This window comes from Clavibacter nebraskensis NCPPB 2581 (assembly GCF_000355695.1).
GTDB lineage: Bacteria > Actinomycetota > Actinomycetes > Actinomycetales > Microbacteriaceae > Clavibacter > Clavibacter nebraskensis.
This window is the reverse complement of record NC_020891.1, coordinates 2,802,999-2,820,006: the sequence shown is the minus strand read 5'-3', so window position 1 is coordinate 2,820,006 and position 17,008 is coordinate 2,802,999. Positions and strand designations below refer to the sequence as shown.

The 17,008-nt window shown below is 72.8% G+C and carries 19 protein-coding genes; 7 read left to right on the top strand and 12 right to left on the bottom strand.

What is annotated here, in order from left to right; genetic code table 11:
• Positions 1–14: 14 nt before the first annotated feature.
• The 4 genes from CMN_RS13215 to CMN_RS13200 form a co-directional block, all read right to left on the bottom strand.
• Positions 15–905 (bottom strand): hypothetical protein, encoded by an 891-nt coding sequence (locus CMN_RS13215; protein WP_227077695.1) that lies wholly within the window; start codon positions 903–905, stop codon positions 15–17.
• A complete protein-coding gene (locus CMN_RS13210; RefSeq protein WP_015491280.1) occupies positions 857–1,249 on the bottom strand; it encodes a DUF4913 domain-containing protein in 393 nt (130 codons plus the stop codon). Before CMN_RS13210 ends, CMN_RS13215 begins: the two co-directional genes overlap by 49 nt.
• Complete coding sequence (locus CMN_RS13205) at positions 1,246–2,724, bottom strand: type IV secretory system conjugative DNA transfer family protein (RefSeq protein ID WP_015491279.1); 1,479 nt, start codon at positions 2,722–2,724, stop codon at positions 1,246–1,248. Before CMN_RS13205 ends, CMN_RS13210 begins: the two co-directional genes overlap by 4 nt.
• A 219-nt stretch (positions 2,725–2,943) precedes the next feature.
• Positions 2,944–4,632 (bottom strand): putative type IV secretion/conjugal transfer ATPase, encoded by a 1,689-nt coding sequence (locus CMN_RS13200; RefSeq protein WP_015491278.1) that lies wholly within the window; start codon positions 4,630–4,632, stop codon positions 2,944–2,946.
• A 148-nt stretch (positions 4,633–4,780) separates the two neighbouring features.
• Here CMN_RS13200 and CMN_RS13195 point away from each other — a divergent pair, with 148 nt between their 5' ends.
• The 3 genes from CMN_RS13195 to CMN_RS15460 all read left to right on the top strand — a co-directional run bounded on the left by CMN_RS13195 (position 4,781) and on the right by CMN_RS15460 (position 6,696).
• The gene (locus CMN_RS13195) at positions 4,781–4,960 is read left to right on the top strand and encodes a helix-turn-helix domain-containing protein (RefSeq protein WP_227077694.1); all 180 of its coding nucleotides are present in this window, start codon (positions 4,781–4,783) and stop codon (positions 4,958–4,960) included.
• A 250-nt stretch (positions 4,961–5,210) separates the two neighbouring features.
• Positions 5,211–5,678: a hypothetical protein gene (locus CMN_RS13190; protein WP_015491276.1), complete on the top strand. Its 468-nt coding sequence runs from the start codon at positions 5,211–5,213 to the stop codon at positions 5,676–5,678.
• Between the two features lie 64 nt (positions 5,679–5,742).
• Positions 5,743–6,696, top strand: a complete 954-nt coding sequence (locus CMN_RS15460) for a zeta toxin family protein (protein ID WP_264464444.1) — start codon at positions 5,743–5,745, stop codon at positions 6,694–6,696.
• On the opposite strand, the gene CMN_RS13180 is transcribed toward CMN_RS15460, so the two are convergent.
• A complete protein-coding gene (locus tag CMN_RS13180; protein WP_227077693.1) occupies positions 6,693–7,034 on the bottom strand; it encodes a DUF2087 domain-containing protein in 342 nt (113 codons plus the stop codon). The genes CMN_RS15460 and CMN_RS13180 overlap by 4 nt on opposite strands.
• Positions 7,035–7,070: 36 nt before the next feature.
• Entirely contained in the window at positions 7,071–7,205 is a 135-nt protein-coding gene (locus tag CMN_RS15455; protein ID WP_258560771.1) for a hypothetical protein, read from the bottom strand.
• Positions 7,206–7,262: 57 nt separating this feature from the next.
• On the opposite strand from CMN_RS15455, the gene CMN_RS13175 reads away from it, so the two are divergent.
• The 4 genes from CMN_RS13175 to CMN_RS15155 all read left to right on the top strand — a co-directional run bounded on the left by CMN_RS13175 (position 7,263) and on the right by CMN_RS15155 (position 9,392).
• Positions 7,263–7,403, top strand: coding sequence for a hypothetical protein (locus CMN_RS13175; protein WP_015491274.1), 141 nt, complete (start codon positions 7,263–7,265; stop codon positions 7,401–7,403).
• Between the two features lie 142 nt (positions 7,404–7,545).
• Positions 7,546–7,782, top strand: coding sequence for a hypothetical protein (locus CMN_RS13170; protein ID WP_015491273.1), 237 nt, complete (start codon positions 7,546–7,548; stop codon positions 7,780–7,782).
• A 71-nt stretch (positions 7,783–7,853) separates the two neighbouring features.
• A complete protein-coding gene (locus CMN_RS13165) occupies positions 7,854–9,197 on the top strand; it encodes a hypothetical protein (RefSeq protein WP_015491272.1) in 1,344 nt (447 codons plus the stop codon).
• 30 nt (positions 9,198–9,227) lie between these two features.
• Positions 9,228–9,392 (top strand): hypothetical protein, encoded by a 165-nt coding sequence (locus CMN_RS15155; protein ID WP_015491271.1) that lies wholly within the window; start codon positions 9,228–9,230, stop codon positions 9,390–9,392.
• Between the two features lie 70 nt (positions 9,393–9,462).
• On the opposite strand, the gene CMN_RS13160 is transcribed toward CMN_RS15155, so the two are convergent.
• The 6 genes from CMN_RS13160 to CMN_RS13135 all read right to left on the bottom strand — a co-directional run bounded on the left by CMN_RS13160 (position 9,463) and on the right by CMN_RS13135 (position 17,006).
• Positions 9,463–9,654 carry a DUF2795 domain-containing protein gene (locus tag CMN_RS13160; RefSeq protein ID WP_015491270.1) on the bottom strand — a complete coding sequence of 64 codons (192 nt, stop codon included), beginning with the start codon at positions 9,652–9,654 and terminating at the stop codon, positions 9,463–9,465.
• 15 nt (positions 9,655–9,669) lie between these two features.
• Positions 9,670–11,226, bottom strand: a complete 1,557-nt coding sequence (gene rfaE2 / locus CMN_RS13155; protein ID WP_015491269.1) for a D-glycero-beta-D-manno-heptose 1-phosphate adenylyltransferase — start codon at positions 11,224–11,226, stop codon at positions 9,670–9,672.
• Positions 11,223–12,662 (bottom strand): aldehyde dehydrogenase family protein, encoded by a 1,440-nt coding sequence (locus CMN_RS13150; RefSeq protein WP_015491268.1) that lies wholly within the window; start codon positions 12,660–12,662, stop codon positions 11,223–11,225. The genes rfaE2 and CMN_RS13150 overlap by 4 nt, the downstream gene beginning before the upstream one ends.
• Before the next feature lie 105 nt (positions 12,663–12,767).
• Positions 12,768–14,558 carry a glycoside hydrolase family 35 protein gene (locus tag CMN_RS13145; protein ID WP_015491267.1) on the bottom strand — a complete coding sequence of 597 codons (1,791 nt, stop codon included), beginning with the start codon at positions 14,556–14,558 and terminating at the stop codon, positions 12,768–12,770.
• 85 nt (positions 14,559–14,643) lie between these two features.
• On the bottom strand, positions 14,644–15,996 hold the full coding sequence (locus CMN_RS13140; protein WP_015491266.1) for an ABC transporter substrate-binding protein: 1,353 nt from the start codon (positions 15,994–15,996) through the stop codon (positions 14,644–14,646).
• Between the two features lie 59 nt (positions 15,997–16,055).
• Complete coding sequence (locus CMN_RS13135; RefSeq protein ID WP_015491265.1) at positions 16,056–17,006, bottom strand: carbohydrate ABC transporter permease; 951 nt, start codon at positions 17,004–17,006, stop codon at positions 16,056–16,058.
• Positions 17,007–17,008 lie beyond the last annotated feature (2 nt).

The following is a 17,008-nucleotide window of genomic DNA, read 5'->3' as shown; positions in this document are numbered from 1 at the left end:
CCGCGGCCCGGCCGTCAGGATCCCGCCGCCCCCAGCGCCTGCAGGCTCGGGTGGTCGCGCAGCGCGTCGAGGCCCTGGGTGCCGAGCACGGTGAGCACGGCGGCGATGGGCGCGTCGACGCCGCGGAGGCGCAGCGGCTCGACGTCCGGGAACTGGCAGACGAGCGCCCACTCGGCCACCTCGGGGTAGACCGCCGTCATGCCCGCGTACCAGAACGCGAGCCACCGGCCGCCGACCTGGCAGAGGAGGCGGCGGTCGGAGATCACGAGCCGGACGGGCTGCAGCTCGCGCCACTGCTCGGCGGCCTGCGCCTCGGCCGCGTTCCGCCGGGAGGCGTTGCCGAGGGCGGCGACCGCCATCCCGCCGAGCACGAACGCGGGGCTCCCGACGAGGAACCCGCTGGATCGCGTGTACGTGACGTCCTGCCCGTAGTACCGCTCGTAGTCCGCCTGCACGTCGTAGAGGAACACCTCGCCGGGCTCGGCGACGACGTCCCAGACGGGGAAGCCGGGCGGGCGCTCCCCGCGCAGCAGCGACGCGCGGAGACGGCACGCCTCCGCCCAGCCCGCGGCGCTCCGGGCCGCCAGGTCCTGCGCGGCGGCCGCCTCGCGGGCCGGTCGGGCGAGCTCGTGCCGGGCGCCGCGGATCATGCCCGTGAGCACGCGCGCGCCGCGGATCAGGGTCCGCACCGCCGCGACGCACAGGAGGAGGAGCACGATCCCGGGGATGAGCGTCGCGGGTCGCGTGAGCACCGACGGGTCCGCGATCGCGGTGAGGAGCCCGAGCAGGCCCATCCCGAGCACGAGCAGCGCCGGCCAGCAGAGCAGCAGGCGGAACCAGCCGGGAACCTCGCGCCTCACGAGGCCGCTCCGGTCGTCGTCGTCGTCGCCGGCCGCGGCGCGCACGGCAGCGGCTCCCCGGACTCGGTGGTGGCGGAGGTGCGCGCGAAGGGGCCGGTCGGGCCCATGAGGACGGCCAGGTGGTAGTCGGCGTGATCCCGCCACCAGACGCTCATGCCGGTCGCGCCCTCGAGGCGCAGCGCCTCCCAGGCGAGGTGCAGCGCCTCGAGCCGCGCGACGGCCTCGGGGTGGTGCCACCACTCGGGATCCCACCGGCTCTCGCCGCGTGGGCTCACCTCGCGGCGGTAAGCGGGTGCGAGGAACCCGCGCACGAACGCGTCGACGTCGGGGAAGACCTGCGCGGCGGCGGATGCGGCGGGCGCGTCACCCCAGCCGAACGCGTCCGTCACGATGCGGCCCCCGATGCCGGTGCGGTTGCCGTCGCCGGGCCGGAGACCGCCCGGGCGTCGGCGGCCGCGAGCGAGGCGCGGATCACGGCGGCCTCGGGTCCGTCCATCCACGGCACGGTCGCGATCATCGAGGCGCGCACGCCCGACGCGAGCAGCACGGCGCGGCCGCGGGGCAGCTCGGCGAGCTCGGAGGTGTCGAGGATCCGGCGCCGGTCGTTCTGCACGCTCGCGGACCGCACGCCGCGCGTCGTCGAGCTGGAGACCGTCTCGTGGTCGTAGTCGCCGATGAGCTCGGACAGCTCCCGCAGCCACTCCGCCTCCTTCACGCCGCCGAGGTACACGACCTCGTTGGCGGCGCTGAAGAGCTTGCGCATGCCCTCGTGGCCGAACACGTCGACGCCCTGCGCGTAGGACTGGAAGATCGACAGGACGGGGATCCCGCGCGACCCCAGGTGCGAGTACAGGTCGGGCAGCTCCTTCCACCGGCACACGTTCGCGGCCTCGACGATCGCGACCGTGAGCGCGGTGACGAGCGGGGCGGCCGTGCCCTCGCCCTCCACCGACAGCGAATAGAGGGTGTCGGTGGAGCGCACGAAGGCGTCGGGGTCGAGCCGGGGGCGGGGATCCGCGGCCGCGTCGCCGCCGGCCGGCGTGATCCACCGGTTGATGCGGCTGCTGCGCACGCACGCCGCCATCTTGCGGGCCGTCGCGTACACGCCGTCGCGCTGGCGGGGAGAGGTGCGCGACGCGCTCTCGACGTCGTCCGCGATGAGCGGGTAGCCGCCGCGGCGGAGGATCGCCACCATCTCGCGCTCGTCCGGATCCGTGAGCCAGCCGAGCACGTCCGTGATGGGCCGGCGGTCGAGCGCCGCCGCGAGGAGGAGGCCGGTGAGCAGGTCCTTGCCGGCCGCGTCGAAGAAGGCGTCGCCGCGGTCGTCGGCCTCCCGGGATCCGGCGGCGAAGTGCCCGGCGAGCTTGGCGGCGGAGGTGTCGTCGGTGACGGAGGAGAGCGGATCCCACCACCACGTCGGCTCCTCATCGACGACCTGCTGCGGGTCGAACACCCACGCGGTGCCGACGCCGGCGCGCAGGTCGCGCGTGGCGCGCACGACGTCGGGCTTGTTCGACGTCGTGACGAGCGCGCCGGGCGCCGCGAGGATCGCGGGCACCACGAGCGAGGTGGTCTTGCCGACGCGCGGCCCGGCGATGCCGACGACCACGTCCTCCCATGAGGCGTAGAGCATGCCGCCGGAGCGGAGGTCGCGGCCGAGCGGCAGCCCGGGCCGTCCGGGCACGCCGAGGCGCGCGGCCTTCGCGAGCGACGTGCGCTCGCGCAGCTCGTCGAGGTCGGACACCGAGGCGAGGTAGCGCGCGCTGCGGTCGACGCGCGTGCGGCCGCGGCCGAGCCGACGGAGGGCGCGCGCGACGGCGACCACGAGCGCCGTGAGCAGGGCGGCGACGGCGACGGCGAGCACGACGGCGAGCGGTTTCCACGCGACCTCGCCCTTCTTCAGCGCGATGGCGACGGCGAGCGGATCCGCGGGCAGCGCCGCCCCCGCACCCGTGAGCGCGTGCGCCGCGGCGAGCCCCGCCCACGCGGACGCGAGCAGGCCGGCGGCGATGCCGATCGCCCACGTCGCGATGATCGTGCCCGGGTTCGCGCGCCCCGGCTCGGCGCGGCGGCCGGGTCGAGCTCATGCGGCGCCGACCTCGACGGTCTCGGACTCCGCGGCGTCGAGGGCCGACAGCGGCAGCTCCGGCGGCCGCCCCGTCGTCTCGTCCGGCTCCGGGAACGACTCGGTCGCGTGCCAGGCCTTGTTCGTGTCGTTGATGTGCCGCTCCTCCTCCGTGAGCTCGACGTGCACGGGGATCCCGGGGTGCCCGCCGACCTTGATGAGGAACCGCCCGCGGCCCGGCGGCTCCTGGTCGGGCGACCAGCCGGGCGGGTTCTGCCACGACATCACGAGGTCCTGCTCCGAGCACGACAGGGCGACGGCCTGCGTGAGCATCGACATCTCCGCCCGCGGCAGGCCGCCCGCGACGACCATGCCGGCGCGCTCGACGAAGCCGCGCGCCTTCATCCGGTCCTGCTCGTCGGCGAGCGCGAGCAGGTCGGACATGGTGTGCGTGATCATCGCGAGCCCCACGCCCCGCTGCCGGTTGAGGCGCGTGAGCGAGTCGATGCGGTCGACGATGCCCTTGCCCACGCGGAGCGCGCGCCACAGCTCGTCCATCACGATCAGGTAGTGCCGACGCGGCTGGAGGCCCGCGTCGGCGAGGGCGGTCGCGACGTTCACCGTGCCGAAGCCCTGCGACCAGCAGGCGAGGAGCACGGCGGCCTGGAGGTCGGTGTCCGACTCGTCGATGGACGACACGTCGTAGACCACCGGCCGGTCGTGCCGCATCGCCACGTCGGTCTGCTGCGCGAAGATCTCGCCGAGCCGGCCGCCGCGCGTGAGGCTGATGAGGCTGGCCTCGAGCCCGCGGGTGATCTCCTGGTAGCGCCCGAGGTCGCCGCGGTCGACCGCCACGTCGCGCACGGCGGGGTGGGCGTCCTGGATCACGCGCAGCAGGTCCGCGAGCACGGGCACGCCCGGGAACTCGTCGTCGAGCACGCGCAGGGCCGCGTCGATGATCGACTCCTCCACGTCGTCGGGGGCCTGCTTGCGGAGGATCGTGAGCAGCGACGAGACCATCGTGTTGCGGCGCCCGTGCGCGTCGGCGATGAGGCGCTGCCGCTCCTGCTCGAAGCCCGCGGCGCGCAGCTGCTCGGCGGCCTCGATCGCGCCGCCGGGATCCAGCACGTTGAGGTGCCCGCGGCCGCGCCCGAGCGTGATCACCTGGCCGTCGAGCGCGTGCACCATGTCGACGTAGTCGGGCTTGAGGTCGCCGAGCACGAGCGGCAGGTAGCCCATGCCGTCGCCGCCCACGCACATGCGGCGGATGAGCGTCGACTTGCCGAGGCCGGGGAGGCCGAGGGCGAAGATCGACGGGTTCGAGATGATCCCGGACTGGAACCACGAGATCGGGTCGGCGCACACGGTGGCGCCCGTGTCGAGGTGCAAGCCGAGCGGCACGCCGCTGATGGGGCTGCTGGATCCCACGGCGTAGGGCCACAGCCCGCACACCTGCACGGTGGTGCCGCGCCACTCCGGGGCGGGCTGCACGAGCACGGTCTCGCCGCGGGCCCGGCCGAGCCAGCCGCGCGGGGAGGGGCGGCGGTGGGAGCGGGCGGCGGTGCGGAGGGCGCGGCGCTCCTCGCGGGTGGGCCGCGGCGCCTCGGGACGTGCCTCGGCCTCGGATGCCGCGCGGGCCGCCTCGGCGGCCAGCTTCCGGGTGCGGCGGGTGGCGACCTTGCGGGATCCCTGGTCAAGCGCGGGCACGGGCGCTCCTCTCGTGGCGGGCGGCGGTGGCCGGGCGGGCATCGGCGCGGCGGATCACAGCTGGTCCCGGATGTCGTGCGGGATCGCCAGGTGCCGCGGCAGCACCAGGCCGAGCGGCAGGCCCGCGGACCTCACGCACCGCGACCTCATGGAGCTGTTCCAGAAGAGCCGGCCCGCGGTCCTCGGCTGGCTGCGCGACGGCGTGATCCCGGCCATGCGCCCCGGCGGCCGCTGGCTGATCGAGAAGGCGGCCGTCCGACGGCTCCTCGAGGAGACGAGCAACCAGCGCGCGGACTTCGTGCCGAAGGGCGCCCGCGCCGCGAGCTGACGCGCGGGGTGCGCGGGAACGGCCGAGGGGTCGCCGCCTGCCCTAGCCTGGCTGCTTCCCGCATCCGGGTCCGCCCGACGGCCGCTCGCCCGTGCTGCGGGAGCCTTCGCCGTTCGGGCTCCATGGATGACTGGCGGACGACGACGCGGTCGTACGCACGCACGTGCTTCGCCTCCGGGTGCCGAGCGGATTCGCGAGGCGGGTCAGGCAGTGATGACGGTTTTTCGGTGATGTGGTCAAGGAGGTCGTGATGGGTCTGTTCGATGTGCCGGCGGAGGTGCGCTCCGCGGAGCGCGCGTTGCGCGTGCTGCGGTTGGTGGAGCTGGATTACCTGCGGGAGGTGCGTCGGCTCCTGGATTCCGGGTACGACGAGACGAAGTTGACCCAGGATCTGGCGGTGTTCCAGCCTGCTGATCTGGATCGCATCGCCGCGGCCCGGGAGGTGCCGGTCCCGGTAGAGGGCTTCTCCGGGGTGACGCCCTACGAGATCTGCGAGCGGTATTCGGTGGGGATGCTGGATCGGGATCGGCTGGTGGATGAGCTGGTGCGGTTCCCGTACGTACCCATGGACGAGCCCGATGGCTACGACAACCTCGTGGTGAATCCGCCGGGGACGTGGATGGAGGTCGAGCGCGCGAGTCGGAACGAGCTCATCGACATGGACGTCTATCGCGAGGTGTTCGACCGGCGTCACGGGCAACCCGAGTCTCGTGTCTGAGAGAGCGTCGTCCGAACACCTCGAGAGTCTCCGTCGGCTTTCGGTCGCCGGAGGGCCTCTGGGGTTGGACGCCGAGACCGCCACGAAGAGCAACCCCGCCTGGTACGTGGATGGCGAGCGCACCGAAGCGCGCAAGCTCCTCCACGACCGTCTGCTGAGCGATGCGGTCCAGGAGGTACCGGAGCTGGGCGCTGAGCGTCGTGCGGTCGTGCTGGCGGGGCCTCCGGGTGCGGGGAAGACGTCGACGCGGGAGCGTGCGCTGGGGGATGTCTCCAAGGACTTCCTGGTCGTCGACGCGGACGAGTTCAAGGCGCGGTTGCTGAGGGAGGCGATCACGGATGGCAGCTACGAGTCGTGGATAAAACCCGCCGCCGTGCGGGAGCGCGAGGCGGCGGGCGAGCGCTTCCATCCGATGGAGCTGTCGTCCTTGGTCCACGCGGAGTCCTCGGATCTCGCGGACGCGCTGCGGCAGGATGCGATCGCAGCGAGGAAGAACATCGTGATCGACACGGTCTTGAGCTCGGACACGAAGGCGCGGCAGATCATGGGCGAGCTGGAGCGGACCGGGTACGACGTGCAGGTGGTGGATGTGGAGGTGCCGCGGGAGGTGTCGGAGGAGCGGATCCAGAAGCGGTGGCGCGAGGGCAATGCGCGCGCCGAGAAGGGCGAGGGCCTGGGCGGCCGGTGGGTGCCGAGCGAGTTCGGGGCGTGGGTGTACGGGGAGCCCGACGGCGGTTCACGGTCGGAGGTGAATGCGCGGATGGTGGCGGAGGAGTCGCCGGCGGTGTCGCGGTATCGGGTGTATCGGAAGACGGCGGAGCAGGAGCAGGCGGATCCTCGTGCGCCGGCGGTCCTGGAGACGGACATGTCGCGGGCGACGCGGGGTGGGCCGCTGGTGCCGACGCGGTCGGGGTCGGCGGCCGAGGTGCCGCAGGCGCGGGCGCTGCCGGGGGTCACGCGGGCGGGGCGGACGACGCCAGGGCGAGTCGGACCAGCGCGCGTCGACCGCGGGCGCTAGGCCGGCTCGGTCGCCGCCCGCGCGTACTCGGATCCCGAGCGCGTCCGCAGCACGAGGCCCGCATCCACGAGGTGGCGGCGGAGGAGCGCGTGGTCGTCGGTGAGCCGGAGGAGGCGCTCGGTGAGGGCCTTCTCGTCGAGCACCTCGTCGGGCTCCAGCACCTGAGTGACGACGTGCCGCAGCAGCACGTCGAGGTCGGCGGGGCCGGCCGGCCACTGCGCGATGCGGCCGTCGCGGAGGAAGCGCTCGACGCCCTGGGCGCGCGGCGTCGCGGGCTGCTGGGCGAGGATCGCGCGGAAGACGTCGTCGGTCGCGGACGCGGTGCCGTCGGCCTCCACCGCGACGAGGCCCGACCCGACGAGCGACGTGCGCGCCTACGTCCGGCGGGCCGGGGAGAGGTGGGCGAGGGCGTCGTCGAGGCCGGATCCGAGCACGACGCGGGCGTATGCGGCCCGCATCTCCGCGTCGGCGAGCACGGCGGCGAGGCGGCGCGGGTCGATGTGGCCCATGCCCCCATCCTGCCCGGCGCCCTCCGCCTCGCCGACCGGCGCCGGTACGGTCGGGAGATGACGGTCCTCCGCTTCCTCGGCCGCGTCCTCATGCGGGTCATCTACGTGCTCGGCAAGGTCCGCATGGTCGGCGACGGGCAGAACCCCGCGAACGGCGACCCGATGGGATTCGAGAAGCCGCAGCAGTACCGGCCCTGACGCCGCCGCGGGCCACGCCCCTCCTCCCGAGATGCGCTGCCGTCGGACTCTGCACGGTCGCCGCCCCGGCGCGCGGCCCTGTCGGAGGTCGCCCCTAGCGTCGTGTGGGCGGGGGAGGTCTCCCCGCGAGGACGGGGGATCCATGGCAGGAATCGACGCACGGCTCGAGGTGGTCGCGCTCAGCCCGACCGAGTGGCGGGTGTGCGACGCGCGCATCGCCGCCTCCGACGCCACCCGGATCATCGCGTACGCGCAGCGGAGGGGCGGCCGGGTCGAGCTCATGCGGATGCGGCCGGTGCCGGGCCTCTGCGACTGGTTCGGCAGCCTCGACGACGCGGTCGCGGCCGAGCTGCCGCGGGAGCGCGTGCTCATCGCGTGACTTCTCGACCTCATGCAGATCCGGGCCAGCCTCACGGACATTCATCGCGACGAGACGACGTGGAGCCTCTGATGACAGTCGATCGAAACCTCATCGACGTTCCGGAGGCCACGGTCGTGCTCCTCTCGCGGCCGTTGGAATGGCGTACGAGGGTCGTCGAGGAGATCGTCGTCGATTCGGCGACCTCCTGTCTGCGGCGCAGGTCGCTGCAGGTGGCGCCTCTACGGTCGCTGCTGGGTGGATTCGTCGACGGGGGAGACACGCACGCGCTCGTGGCGATCAACGTCGCGCCTGTCCCTCGCGGCCCCCTCGTGGACTTCGACATCGAAGGGCCTCTCGGAGAGGCGTGGCTGCTGCCGCGCGTGGAGATCGGCCGCCGGCAGGCTCTCTACATCGCGACGCTCTCGCAGGCATGCGGCCACGAGGTCTCCGACGGACTCCTGGAATTGATCACCGCCATCTTGGGCTTCACCGGGGAATGGTTCGCGGAGGGACGGGTCGCCGACCTCGAGGAGTACCTCGACGTGGGTCTGGACAACCGTCCTTCGCGCGAGTCCGTCGCGCAGTGGCGCGCCATCGGCGACGCCTGTCGTGAGATCCTCCGCCCCCGCCTGGATGCCTTCGACAGGTACTCGGCCCCGGAGAATCCGGCGATCGTCCTCCCGGAGCTGTTCGCGAATGGCGTCGTGAGCACGGAGGCGGGCGCGACGGCCGTGCTCGGCGAGTACCGGGCGATGCTGGAGCATGCCGAGGAGCGCGCTGATGACGAAACGCCCGACGAAGCAGTCGACCTCCTGGTGAGCCTCGCCGACTATGGGAATGACTTCGACTTGATCGTCGGCATGCGCGTCCCGCTCGACGAGCCCTTCCTGATCAAGTACTCCGAGCGCCGCGATCTCCGCCTCTCCCTCCTGCGGGGATCGGGTTCGCAGAAGTTGGTCATCGCGGACGCCCAGACGAACCACTTCACCTTCAAGGTCACGGACCCGAACGTGAGGATCTCCCACTTCGCGGCACGACAGGTCGCGTCGAACGCGTACGCATACGGGGCATTCCAATCCCGCGAGGACGGGCAGAGCCGAGCGGTGTACGCGCATGACCCTGACCGGGACTACAGGATCCGACTGACGTTCCGTCTCGCGTTCCTCCGGAGGTTGCAGGTCATTCCGTACCTCGCTTTCGTCCTGCTCGCACTTCTGACCCTCGCTCTCATCCACGAGGCGCCGACGCAGCTCAAGGACCTCGCGCTGATCGTCGGTCCGTCAGCCTTGGCAGCCTCCGTGCTCCTGGCACGCGAGCCCTCGACGCTGGGTTCGCGGCTGAGGTTCGTGTCCTCTGGGCTGCTGTTCCTGGCGCTCCTTTCCCAACTGGGAGTCGCCGTGGGTCTCTACCTCGGGCTGCTGCCGCGTGCGTAGGATGAACGCACCGATGTCGAAGGAGTCATGATGGCGAAGAACACCGGACGGGGATCCCGCCAGGGAGCCGTGACGGGACGTTCCCAGGTCAAGGGCGCGACCGGGACCTGGATCAAGCGCGACACCTCCACCGGCAGGTTCCTGGAGGCCAAGAAGACCGGCGGGAGCTTCAAGGGCATCAGGACCGAGAAGTAGCGGCCGCAGACAGCCGAACGGCCCCGGCCCTCCGAGGAGGGCCGGGGCCGTTCGCTTGGTGGGAGCCGGATCAGCTCGCGTCGGAGACCGCGGAGTTGATCGCGGTGGGCGCGTCGTACTCCTTGTCGGCGATGCCGCGGAGCGCGTCGAGGGTGTCGGAGTCGGCGCCGGCGTCCTCCGCCTTCTTCACGATCGCGTCCTTGGTCGCCGGGTAGTCGAGGCCGCTGAGGTGCTTCTGGAGCTCGATGGGGTTGATGGCCATGGGGAGGACGGCGATCTACGGGGAGCCGTCAGGATCCGCGGTCGCCGCCGGGGCCGCGGGCTGCGCGGGCGTCGACGTGGCCGTCCCCGCCGGCCGGGTGAAGCCGGGGTCGGGCGCCGAGGCGCGGATCCGGTCGACCATCGAGCTCGTCGACTGCGACGGCACGTACCCGAGGATCGACACCTCGCCGCCGTACGCGCGCACCACCTCGGTCTCGTCGAGCATCTCGGGCGTGTAGTCGCCGCCCTTCGCGTAGACGTCGGGCTGCACCGCCTCGAGCAGCGGGATGGGGGTGTCGGTGTCGAACACGGTGATCACGTCGACGCAGGAGAGCTCGGCGAGCACGCCCGCGCGGTCCTCGGCGGTGTTCACCGGCCGGTCGGATCCCTTCAGCCGCCGCACCGAGTCGTCGCTGTTGAGCGCCACCACGAGTACGTCGCCGAGCCGCTTGGCCTGGCGGAGGTAGGTGGTGTGGCCGCGGTGCAGCACGTCGAAGCAGCCGTTGGTGAAGACGATCCGGCGGCCGGCGGCGCGCTCGCCCGCGACGAGGTCCACGAGCTCGGCCTGCGAGACGGTGCGCGAGCGCGTCTCGCCGAGGTGGTCCGCGAGGGTCGCGGCCGAGCACACGGACGTGCCGGGGAGGCGCACGACCACGTCGGCGGCGGCCTGCGCGAAGTCGGCGGCGACCGCGAGCGGGAGGCCGACGGCGCGCGCGAGCGTGAGCGCGGCCACGAACGTGTCCCCGGCGCCGGACGCCTGCTTCTCGGGCACCGGATGCGCCCGCGTCCGGTACGGCTCGCCCGCGCCGAGCACGACGGTGCCGTCGCGGTCGAGCGTGACGACGGCGGTCGCGGATCCGGCGGCGGCGAGCACGGCGTCGGCGAGCCCCGCGACCACGGCCGCGCGGTCCTCGTCGCGCGCGAGCGGCCGGTCGACGAGGCGGCCGGCCTCGCCCGCGTTCGGGGTGATGAGGTCGGGGCGGAGCGGAGCCCAGATGGCGGGATCGTGCGCGTCCACGACCGTGAGGCCGGGGCGGCTCGCGCGTGCGGCGAGCGACTCGAGCACCACGCCGTGCAGCGTGCCGGTGCCGTAGTCGGAGACGATCTCGGCGTCCACGCCCGCGGTCGCCTCGAGGGCGGCGCGGGCGAGGGCGCGCGCGTCGTCCCGGTGGACGGATCCGCGGTGCACGTCGTCGACCCGCACGATCACCTGGTCGTCGCCCACGATGCGCGTCTTGGTGGTGGTGCGCAGGCGCGGCGAGTGCACGAGCCCGGAGACGTTGACGCCGGCCGCGAGGAGCAGGTCGCGCACGCGGTCGCCCGCGGCGTCCTGGCCGACGAGGCCGACCATGCGCACGGTGCCACCGAGGCTCGCGAGGTTCACGGCGGTGTTGGCGGCGCCGCCGAGCGACTGGATCCGCTCGGTCACGTCCACCACGGGCGCCGGCGCCTCGCGGGTCATCCGGTCGCTGTGGCCGCGCCACCACTCGTCGAGGATGACGTCGCCGATGACCGTGACCGTGGGCCGGCGCTCCGCGAGGAGGCCGATGATCCCGCGCAGCTCGCTGGTCATCGCGCGTCGCCCGCATCGAGCACCGGCAGCCCGAGGTGCACGACCGTCGTCGTGCTCATCTCGTCGAGGAGCTCGGGGCCGTAGCCGAAGCCGGATCCGCTGCGGCCGCGGGGCTGCGCGGCGCCGCCGGGCGCGCCGCCGAAGACGCCGTTGACCTTGATCGTGCCGACGGGCAGCTCGGCGGCCGCGCGCTGCGCGTGCTGCATCGACGCCGTGAGCACGCTCGCGGCGAGCCCGTAGCGGTCGTCGGCGGCGCGGGCGAGCGCCTCGTCGAAGTCCGCGACGACCTGCACGGCCGCGACCGGCCCGAAGGTCTCGGCGGTCATCACGGTCATGTCGCCGGTGCAGTCGACGAGCACCGTGGCGGGGTAGCGGGATCCGGGTCCGTCGGGCACGTGGCCGCCGACGAGCGCGCGGGCGCCCTCGGTGAGCGCCTCGGACACCTGCTCGTGCACGGCGTCGCGCATGCGCTCGTCGACCAGCGGGCCGAGGTCGCCGGAGGAGTTCCAGCGCTCGGCCTCCGCGACGAGGGCGGCGGTGAACCGGTCGGCGATGTCGCGGTGCACGTAGATCCGCTCGACCGAGGTGCAGATCTGGCCGGCGTTGGCGAAGGACCCGAGGGCGGCCTGCGCGGCGGCCCACGCGGGATCGACGCCGGCGTCGACGAGGAGCGGGTCGTTGCCGCCGTTCTCGCGGATCACGTGGGTGGGCGTGCCGGCGGCGCGGCGGGCGATGGCCTCGCCGGCGGCGGTGGATCCGACGTGCGCGACCACGCGCGTCTCCTCGTGCGCGACGAGCTGGTCGCCGACGTCGCCGCCGCCGACCACGGAGACGAGCACGAAGTCGGGGAGGGCCTCGGCGAGGATCCGGCCGAGCAGCTCGCCGGTGTGCGGGCAGCGCTCGCTCGGCTTGTGGATCACGGTGTTGCCCATCACGAGCGCCGCGCCGATGATCCCCGCGGCGACGGCCACCGGGTCGTTCCACGGCGTGAGCGCGACCGTGACACCGCGGGGCCGGGGCACCGAGAAGTCGACGTTGGGGAGCGTGCCGAGCAGCGACGTGCCGCGGTGGACCGGCCCGAGCTCGGAGTACTGCAGCAGCGTGTCGACGCCCGCGCCGACGCCGCCGAGCGCGTCGCCGCGCGGCTTGCCGGTCTCGCGCTCGTTGAGCTCGGCGAGCTCCTCCGCGCGCTCGGCGAGGGCGTGGGCGGCGCGGCGCACGGCCTGGCCGCGCTGGGCGGGCGGCATCGCGGCCCACGCGGCGGACGCCTCGACCGACCGGCGCACGGCGGCGTCGACCTCGTCGGGCGTCGACGCGTCGATGTCGCCCACGAGCGAGCCGTTGCGCGGATCCGTGATCCGCAGCGTCCCGGGTCCTGCCTCGGTGCCATCGGGGTCGATCAGGCCGTCGATGTCGAGTGCGGTGTCGGTGGTCACGGGTCTCCTCGCGGGGTCGGCGGCCCGCGGGGGTGCGCGGGCGGGGGCGCTCGCGCGCCACCCGGCCCGTACCCACTTCTCCCGCTGCTCACACGGAGGCGCGGATCACGACTCCAGGTGCCCCAGCTCCGGCTGCGCCAGGAACGCCACGACCGGATCCGCCGCCGCGCCGGTCTCGAACACGACGAGGTCGTTCCGGCCCGCGCGGAGCTGCGCGCCCGGCACGTAGAGCGTGTGCTGCGGCCCGCGGGTCCAGTAGCGGCCGAGCGCGAAGCCGTTGACGAAGGCGACGCCCTTGCCCCACGAGCGCGTGTCGAGGAAGAGGTCGGCGGGCGCGTCCATCTCGAAGGACGCGTGCGCGAGCACCGGCCCGTCGAGGAACGCGACCGGCGAGGTCTCTGCGGCGAACGCGGCCGCCGAGGCGACCGACGCCGCCATCGCGCCGAGGTCGAGCGGCAGGCTCTCCCAGCCGGCGAGCTCGGCGCCGTCGAGCGTCGCCGGCCCGATGAGCCCCTTCGCCTCGCCGATCCGCACGCCGTAGTTGACGCGCCCCTGGTCCTCCACGAGCACCTCGAGGGTCCGGCCGGGCGGCACGGCGATCGCGGTCTCGTGCTGGTCGCGCTGGATCACGCCGATCCGCACGCCGTCGACCGACACGACGGCCCGGTCGCGCACCTCGCCGAACGCGAGCACGCGCGTCTGGTCGGACGCGGGCAGCTGCACGCGGTGCAGCGCGAACCCGCGGAAGACGCCGAGCGCGTCCATCGACGGCACGGCCGAGGTCGCGCGCCACCCGGCGGGGTCCGTCACGAGGTCCGCGAGCGGTGCGACCGCGTCGAAGGCGACCTCGAACGCGGGCGCGTCCCCGCGGCCGGCGGGCATCTCGTCGGGCACCGACCGGTAGCGGGCGATCACGTCGCGGAAGGCGAAGAACTTAGGCGTGGGGGATCCGGTCTCGTCCAGCGGGGCGTCGTAGTCGTACGAGGTGACATGCGACTGGTACGTGCCCTTGTGGTTGGCGCCGTTCGTGAAGCCGAAGTTCGTGCCGCCGTGGAACATGTAGATGTTCACGGATGCCCCCGCGGCGAGCAGCGCGTCGAGCTCTGCGGCGGCGTCGGCGGCCGAGGTCGTGTGGTGGTGCTCGCCCCAGTGGTCGAACCAGCCGTCCCAGAACTCGCTGCACATGAGCGGGCCGGTGGGCTGGTGGCGGCGCAGGGTGGCGAGGCGCTCGGTGGCGCGCGAGCCGAAGGATCCCGTGCGGTGCAGCTCGTCGAGGCTGCCGCGCGAGAGCATCTCGTCGGTGGGCTGGTCGACGGTCGTCAGCGGCACGATGATGCCGCTCTCGCGCGTGAGGTCGACGAGGTGACGGAGGTAGTCGGCGTCGTCGCCGTACGCGCCGTACTCGTTCTCGATCTGCACGAGGATCACGGGCCCGCCGTGGTCGATCTGCCGCGGCGCGACGATCTCGTACACGCGGCGGAGGAACTCGTCGACCGCGGCGAGGTACAGCGGCTCGCTGCGGCGCACGCCCACGGCGGGATCCTCGAACAGCCAGCCCGGCAGCCCCCCGCCGTCCCACTCCGCGCAGATGTAGGGGCCCGGGCGCACGATCGCGTGCATGCCCTCCGCGTGAACCAGGTCGAGGAAGCGGCCGAGGTCGAGGCCGGCGCTCGTGTCGAAGGCGCCGCGCTCGGGCGAGTGGGCGTTCCAGGCGACGTACGTCTCGATGGTGTCGAGCCCCATGAGGCGGGCCTTGCGGATCCGGTCGGCCCACTGGTCGGGGTGCACGCGGAAGTAGTGGAGGGCTCCCGCGATGACGCGGTGCGGCTGGCCGTCGAGCTCGAAGTCGTCGGCGCCGATGCGGAAGCGGGTGCTGGTGGCGGGAAGGCCGGGCATGGTCGTGTCCTCAGGGGTACGGGGTGGCATGGGGGAGGGGAGGCGCGACTCGCGTCGCACCTCCCCTCGGGTCGATCCGGTGGTGCTACTTCACGTCGACGGTGAAGCCCTGCTGCTGGCCGTACTCGGCGGCCGCCTTGCCCCACGCCTCGAGGACGGGGTCGAGCGACGTGCCGTCGGTGTACGCGGCCGAGGCCGAGTCGCTGAAGATGCTGTTCGTGTAGACCTGGAAGGGCAGGTACTGCCAGTCCGGGAGGACCTCCTTCGAGGCCGCGCTGAGCACCTCGTTGATCTTCTGGCCGCCGAAGTACGCCGGCGTCTCGTTGAGGAACTCGTCGCTGTCGAGGTCCGCCGTGGTGGACGGGAATCCGCCGGCGTCGAAGGAGATCTTGCGACCCTCCTCGTTCGCGGTGGTGAACTTCGCGAACTCCGCCGCGACGAGCTTGTTCTCGGACTGCTGCATGACGGCGATGGAGGATCCGCCGCTCTCCGCGGTCGCGGTGTCACCTGCGGTGTACTGCGGCATGGGGGCGACGCGCCACTGGCCGGAGCCCTCGGTGGCCTGCGCCTCGAGGTTGCCGGGCATCCAGGCGCCGGTGAGCAGCGTGGCGATGGATCCGTCGCCGAGGCCGCGGAACCACTCGTCCGTCCAGCCGGGGGTCTGGGCGAGCGAGCCGTTGGCGACGAGCTGGTTCCACATGGCCGTGTACTTCTTGGCGCCTGCGTCCTGCATGTCGATGGTGACCTTGTCGCCGTCGACCTTGTAGGGGTGGCCGCCGGCCTGCCAGATCATGCTCGTGGTGAAGCCGGCGTCGCCGGAGTCGCTGGTGATGTACTGGTTCGGGTCGGCGGCGTGCATCTTCTCCGCGGCGGCCACGTACTCGTCCCAGGTGGTGGGGACGGCGATGCCGTACTTGTCGAAGACGTCCTGGCGGTAGAACATCGCCATGGGGCCCGAGTCCTGCGGCAGCGCGTAGAGGGCGTCGCCCTCGGTGACCGCGTTCCAGGTGGACGCCGTGAACTGGTCCTTGAGGTCCGTGTAGCCGTAGCCCGAGAGGTCGGCGAGGGACTTGCCGAGCGCGAACTGCGGGATCGCGAAGTACTCGATCTGCGCCACGTCGGGGGCGCCCTTGCCCGCCTTGATGGCGTTCTGGAGCTTCGTGTACTGGTCGGCGCCGGTGCCGACGTTCTGCACGTCGACCGTGATCTTCGGGTGCTCCTTCTCGAACGCCTCGGCGATCGGCTTGATCGCGGGGGCCCAGCCCCAGACGGTGATGGAGGACTGCGTGTCGAGCGCCTTCGCGAGGTCGTCGGCGGAGGCGGTGTCGGCGCTGGCGCCGCCCGATCCGGACGAGCACGCCGCGAGGGAGCCCGCGAGGACGATGCCGAGGCCGAGCGCGATGGCGCGCTTCGCCCTGCGGGGGAACGAGATGGACATGGTGGTGCCTTTCACTTCTTCGTGGTGGTGAGGGGTGGTGCGGAGGTGGGTCGTGGGGACTACGCCTTGACGCCGCCGGCCGAGAGGCCGGACTGCCAGTAGCGCTGGAGGAAGAGGAACGCGATCACGATCGGGATGATCGCGAGGAACGAGCCCGTGATGACGAGGTTGTAGATCGGCTGGCCGCCCACGGTGGTGGACTGCGCGTTCCACTGGTTGAGGCCCACCGTGAGGGGGTACCAGCGGGAGTCGCTCAGCATGATCAGGGGCAGGAAGTAGTTGTTCCAGGTGGCGACGATCGAGAACAGCAGCACCGTGATGAGGCCCGGCGACAGGAGCCGCAGGCTGATCGTGAAGAAGGTGCGGATCTCGCTCGAGCCGTCGATCCGGGCCGCCTCGAGGATCTCCTCGGGCACCGAGTCGACCGCGTAGGTCCAGATGAGGTACAGCCCGAAGGGGCTGATGAGCGACGGCAGGATGATCGCCCACGGGGTGTTCGTGAGGCCCATCTGGCTGAACAGCAGGAAGGTCGGCACCGCGAGGGCCGTGCCGGGGATCGCGACGGCGCCGAGCACCACCGCGAACACGATCTTCTTGCCGGGGAAGTCGAACTTCGCCAGGCCGTAGCCCGCGAGGGTCGCGAGCAGCGTGGCGCCGCCCGCTCCGACGACCACGTAGATCAGCGTGTTGCCGAGCCAGCGGACGAACTCGCCGTTGCCGTAGGTCAGCACGCCCTGGATGTTGTCCCACAGGGCGAAGTCACCCGAGAACCAGAGGCCGAACGAGCTGAAGAGCGCGTCCTGCGTCTTGGTCGAGTTGACCAGCAGCCAGAAGAGGGGGAGCACGGAGTAGATGAGCAGCAGCGCCATGACGAGCGTGAGCACGATGCTGCGGCGCTCGCGCGGGGCGCCGGCGGACCGGCGGCGCTGGGGCGTGCGCTCGGCGGGAGCGTCGCGAGTGGGCGTGCCGGCGTCGGGCGCGGCGAGGGGGGTTCCGGTGAGGGTCGACACGG

What these genes read in the sequence shown, in the direction of transcription:
- CMN_RS13165 (WP_015491272.1), top strand. Translation starts at nt 7,854, where the DNA reads ATGACAGTCGATCGAAACCTCATCGACGTTCCGGAGGCCACGGTCGTG.
- CMN_RS13140 (WP_015491266.1), bottom strand. Translation starts at nt 15,996, where the DNA reads ATGTCCATCTCGTTCCCCCGCAGGGCGAAGCGCGCCATCGCGCTCGGC.
- CMN_RS13195 (WP_227077694.1), top strand. Translation starts at nt 4,781, where the DNA reads ATGGAGCTGTTCCAGAAGAGCCGGCCCGCGGTCCTCGGCTGGCTGCGC.
- CMN_RS13190 (WP_015491276.1), top strand. Translation starts at nt 5,211, where the DNA reads ATGGGTCTGTTCGATGTGCCGGCGGAGGTGCGCTCCGCGGAGCGCGCG.
- CMN_RS13160 (WP_015491270.1), bottom strand. Translation starts at nt 9,654, where the DNA reads ATGGCCATCAACCCCATCGAGCTCCAGAAGCACCTCAGCGGCCTCGAC.
- CMN_RS13145 (WP_015491267.1), bottom strand. Translation starts at nt 14,558, where the DNA reads ATGCCCGGCCTTCCCGCCACCAGCACCCGCTTCCGCATCGGCGCCGAC.
- CMN_RS15155 (WP_015491271.1), top strand. Translation starts at nt 9,228, where the DNA reads ATGGCGAAGAACACCGGACGGGGATCCCGCCAGGGAGCCGTGACGGGA.
- rfaE2 (WP_015491269.1), bottom strand. Translation starts at nt 11,226, where the DNA reads ATGACCAGCGAGCTGCGCGGGATCATCGGCCTCCTCGCGGAGCGCCGG.
- CMN_RS13170 (WP_015491273.1), top strand. Translation starts at nt 7,546, where the DNA reads ATGGCAGGAATCGACGCACGGCTCGAGGTGGTCGCGCTCAGCCCGACC.
- CMN_RS13175 (WP_015491274.1), top strand. Translation starts at nt 7,263, where the DNA reads ATGACGGTCCTCCGCTTCCTCGGCCGCGTCCTCATGCGGGTCATCTAC.
- CMN_RS15455 (WP_258560771.1), bottom strand. Translation starts at nt 7,205, where the DNA reads ATGGGCCACATCGACCCGCGCCGCCTCGCCGCCGTGCTCGCCGACGCG.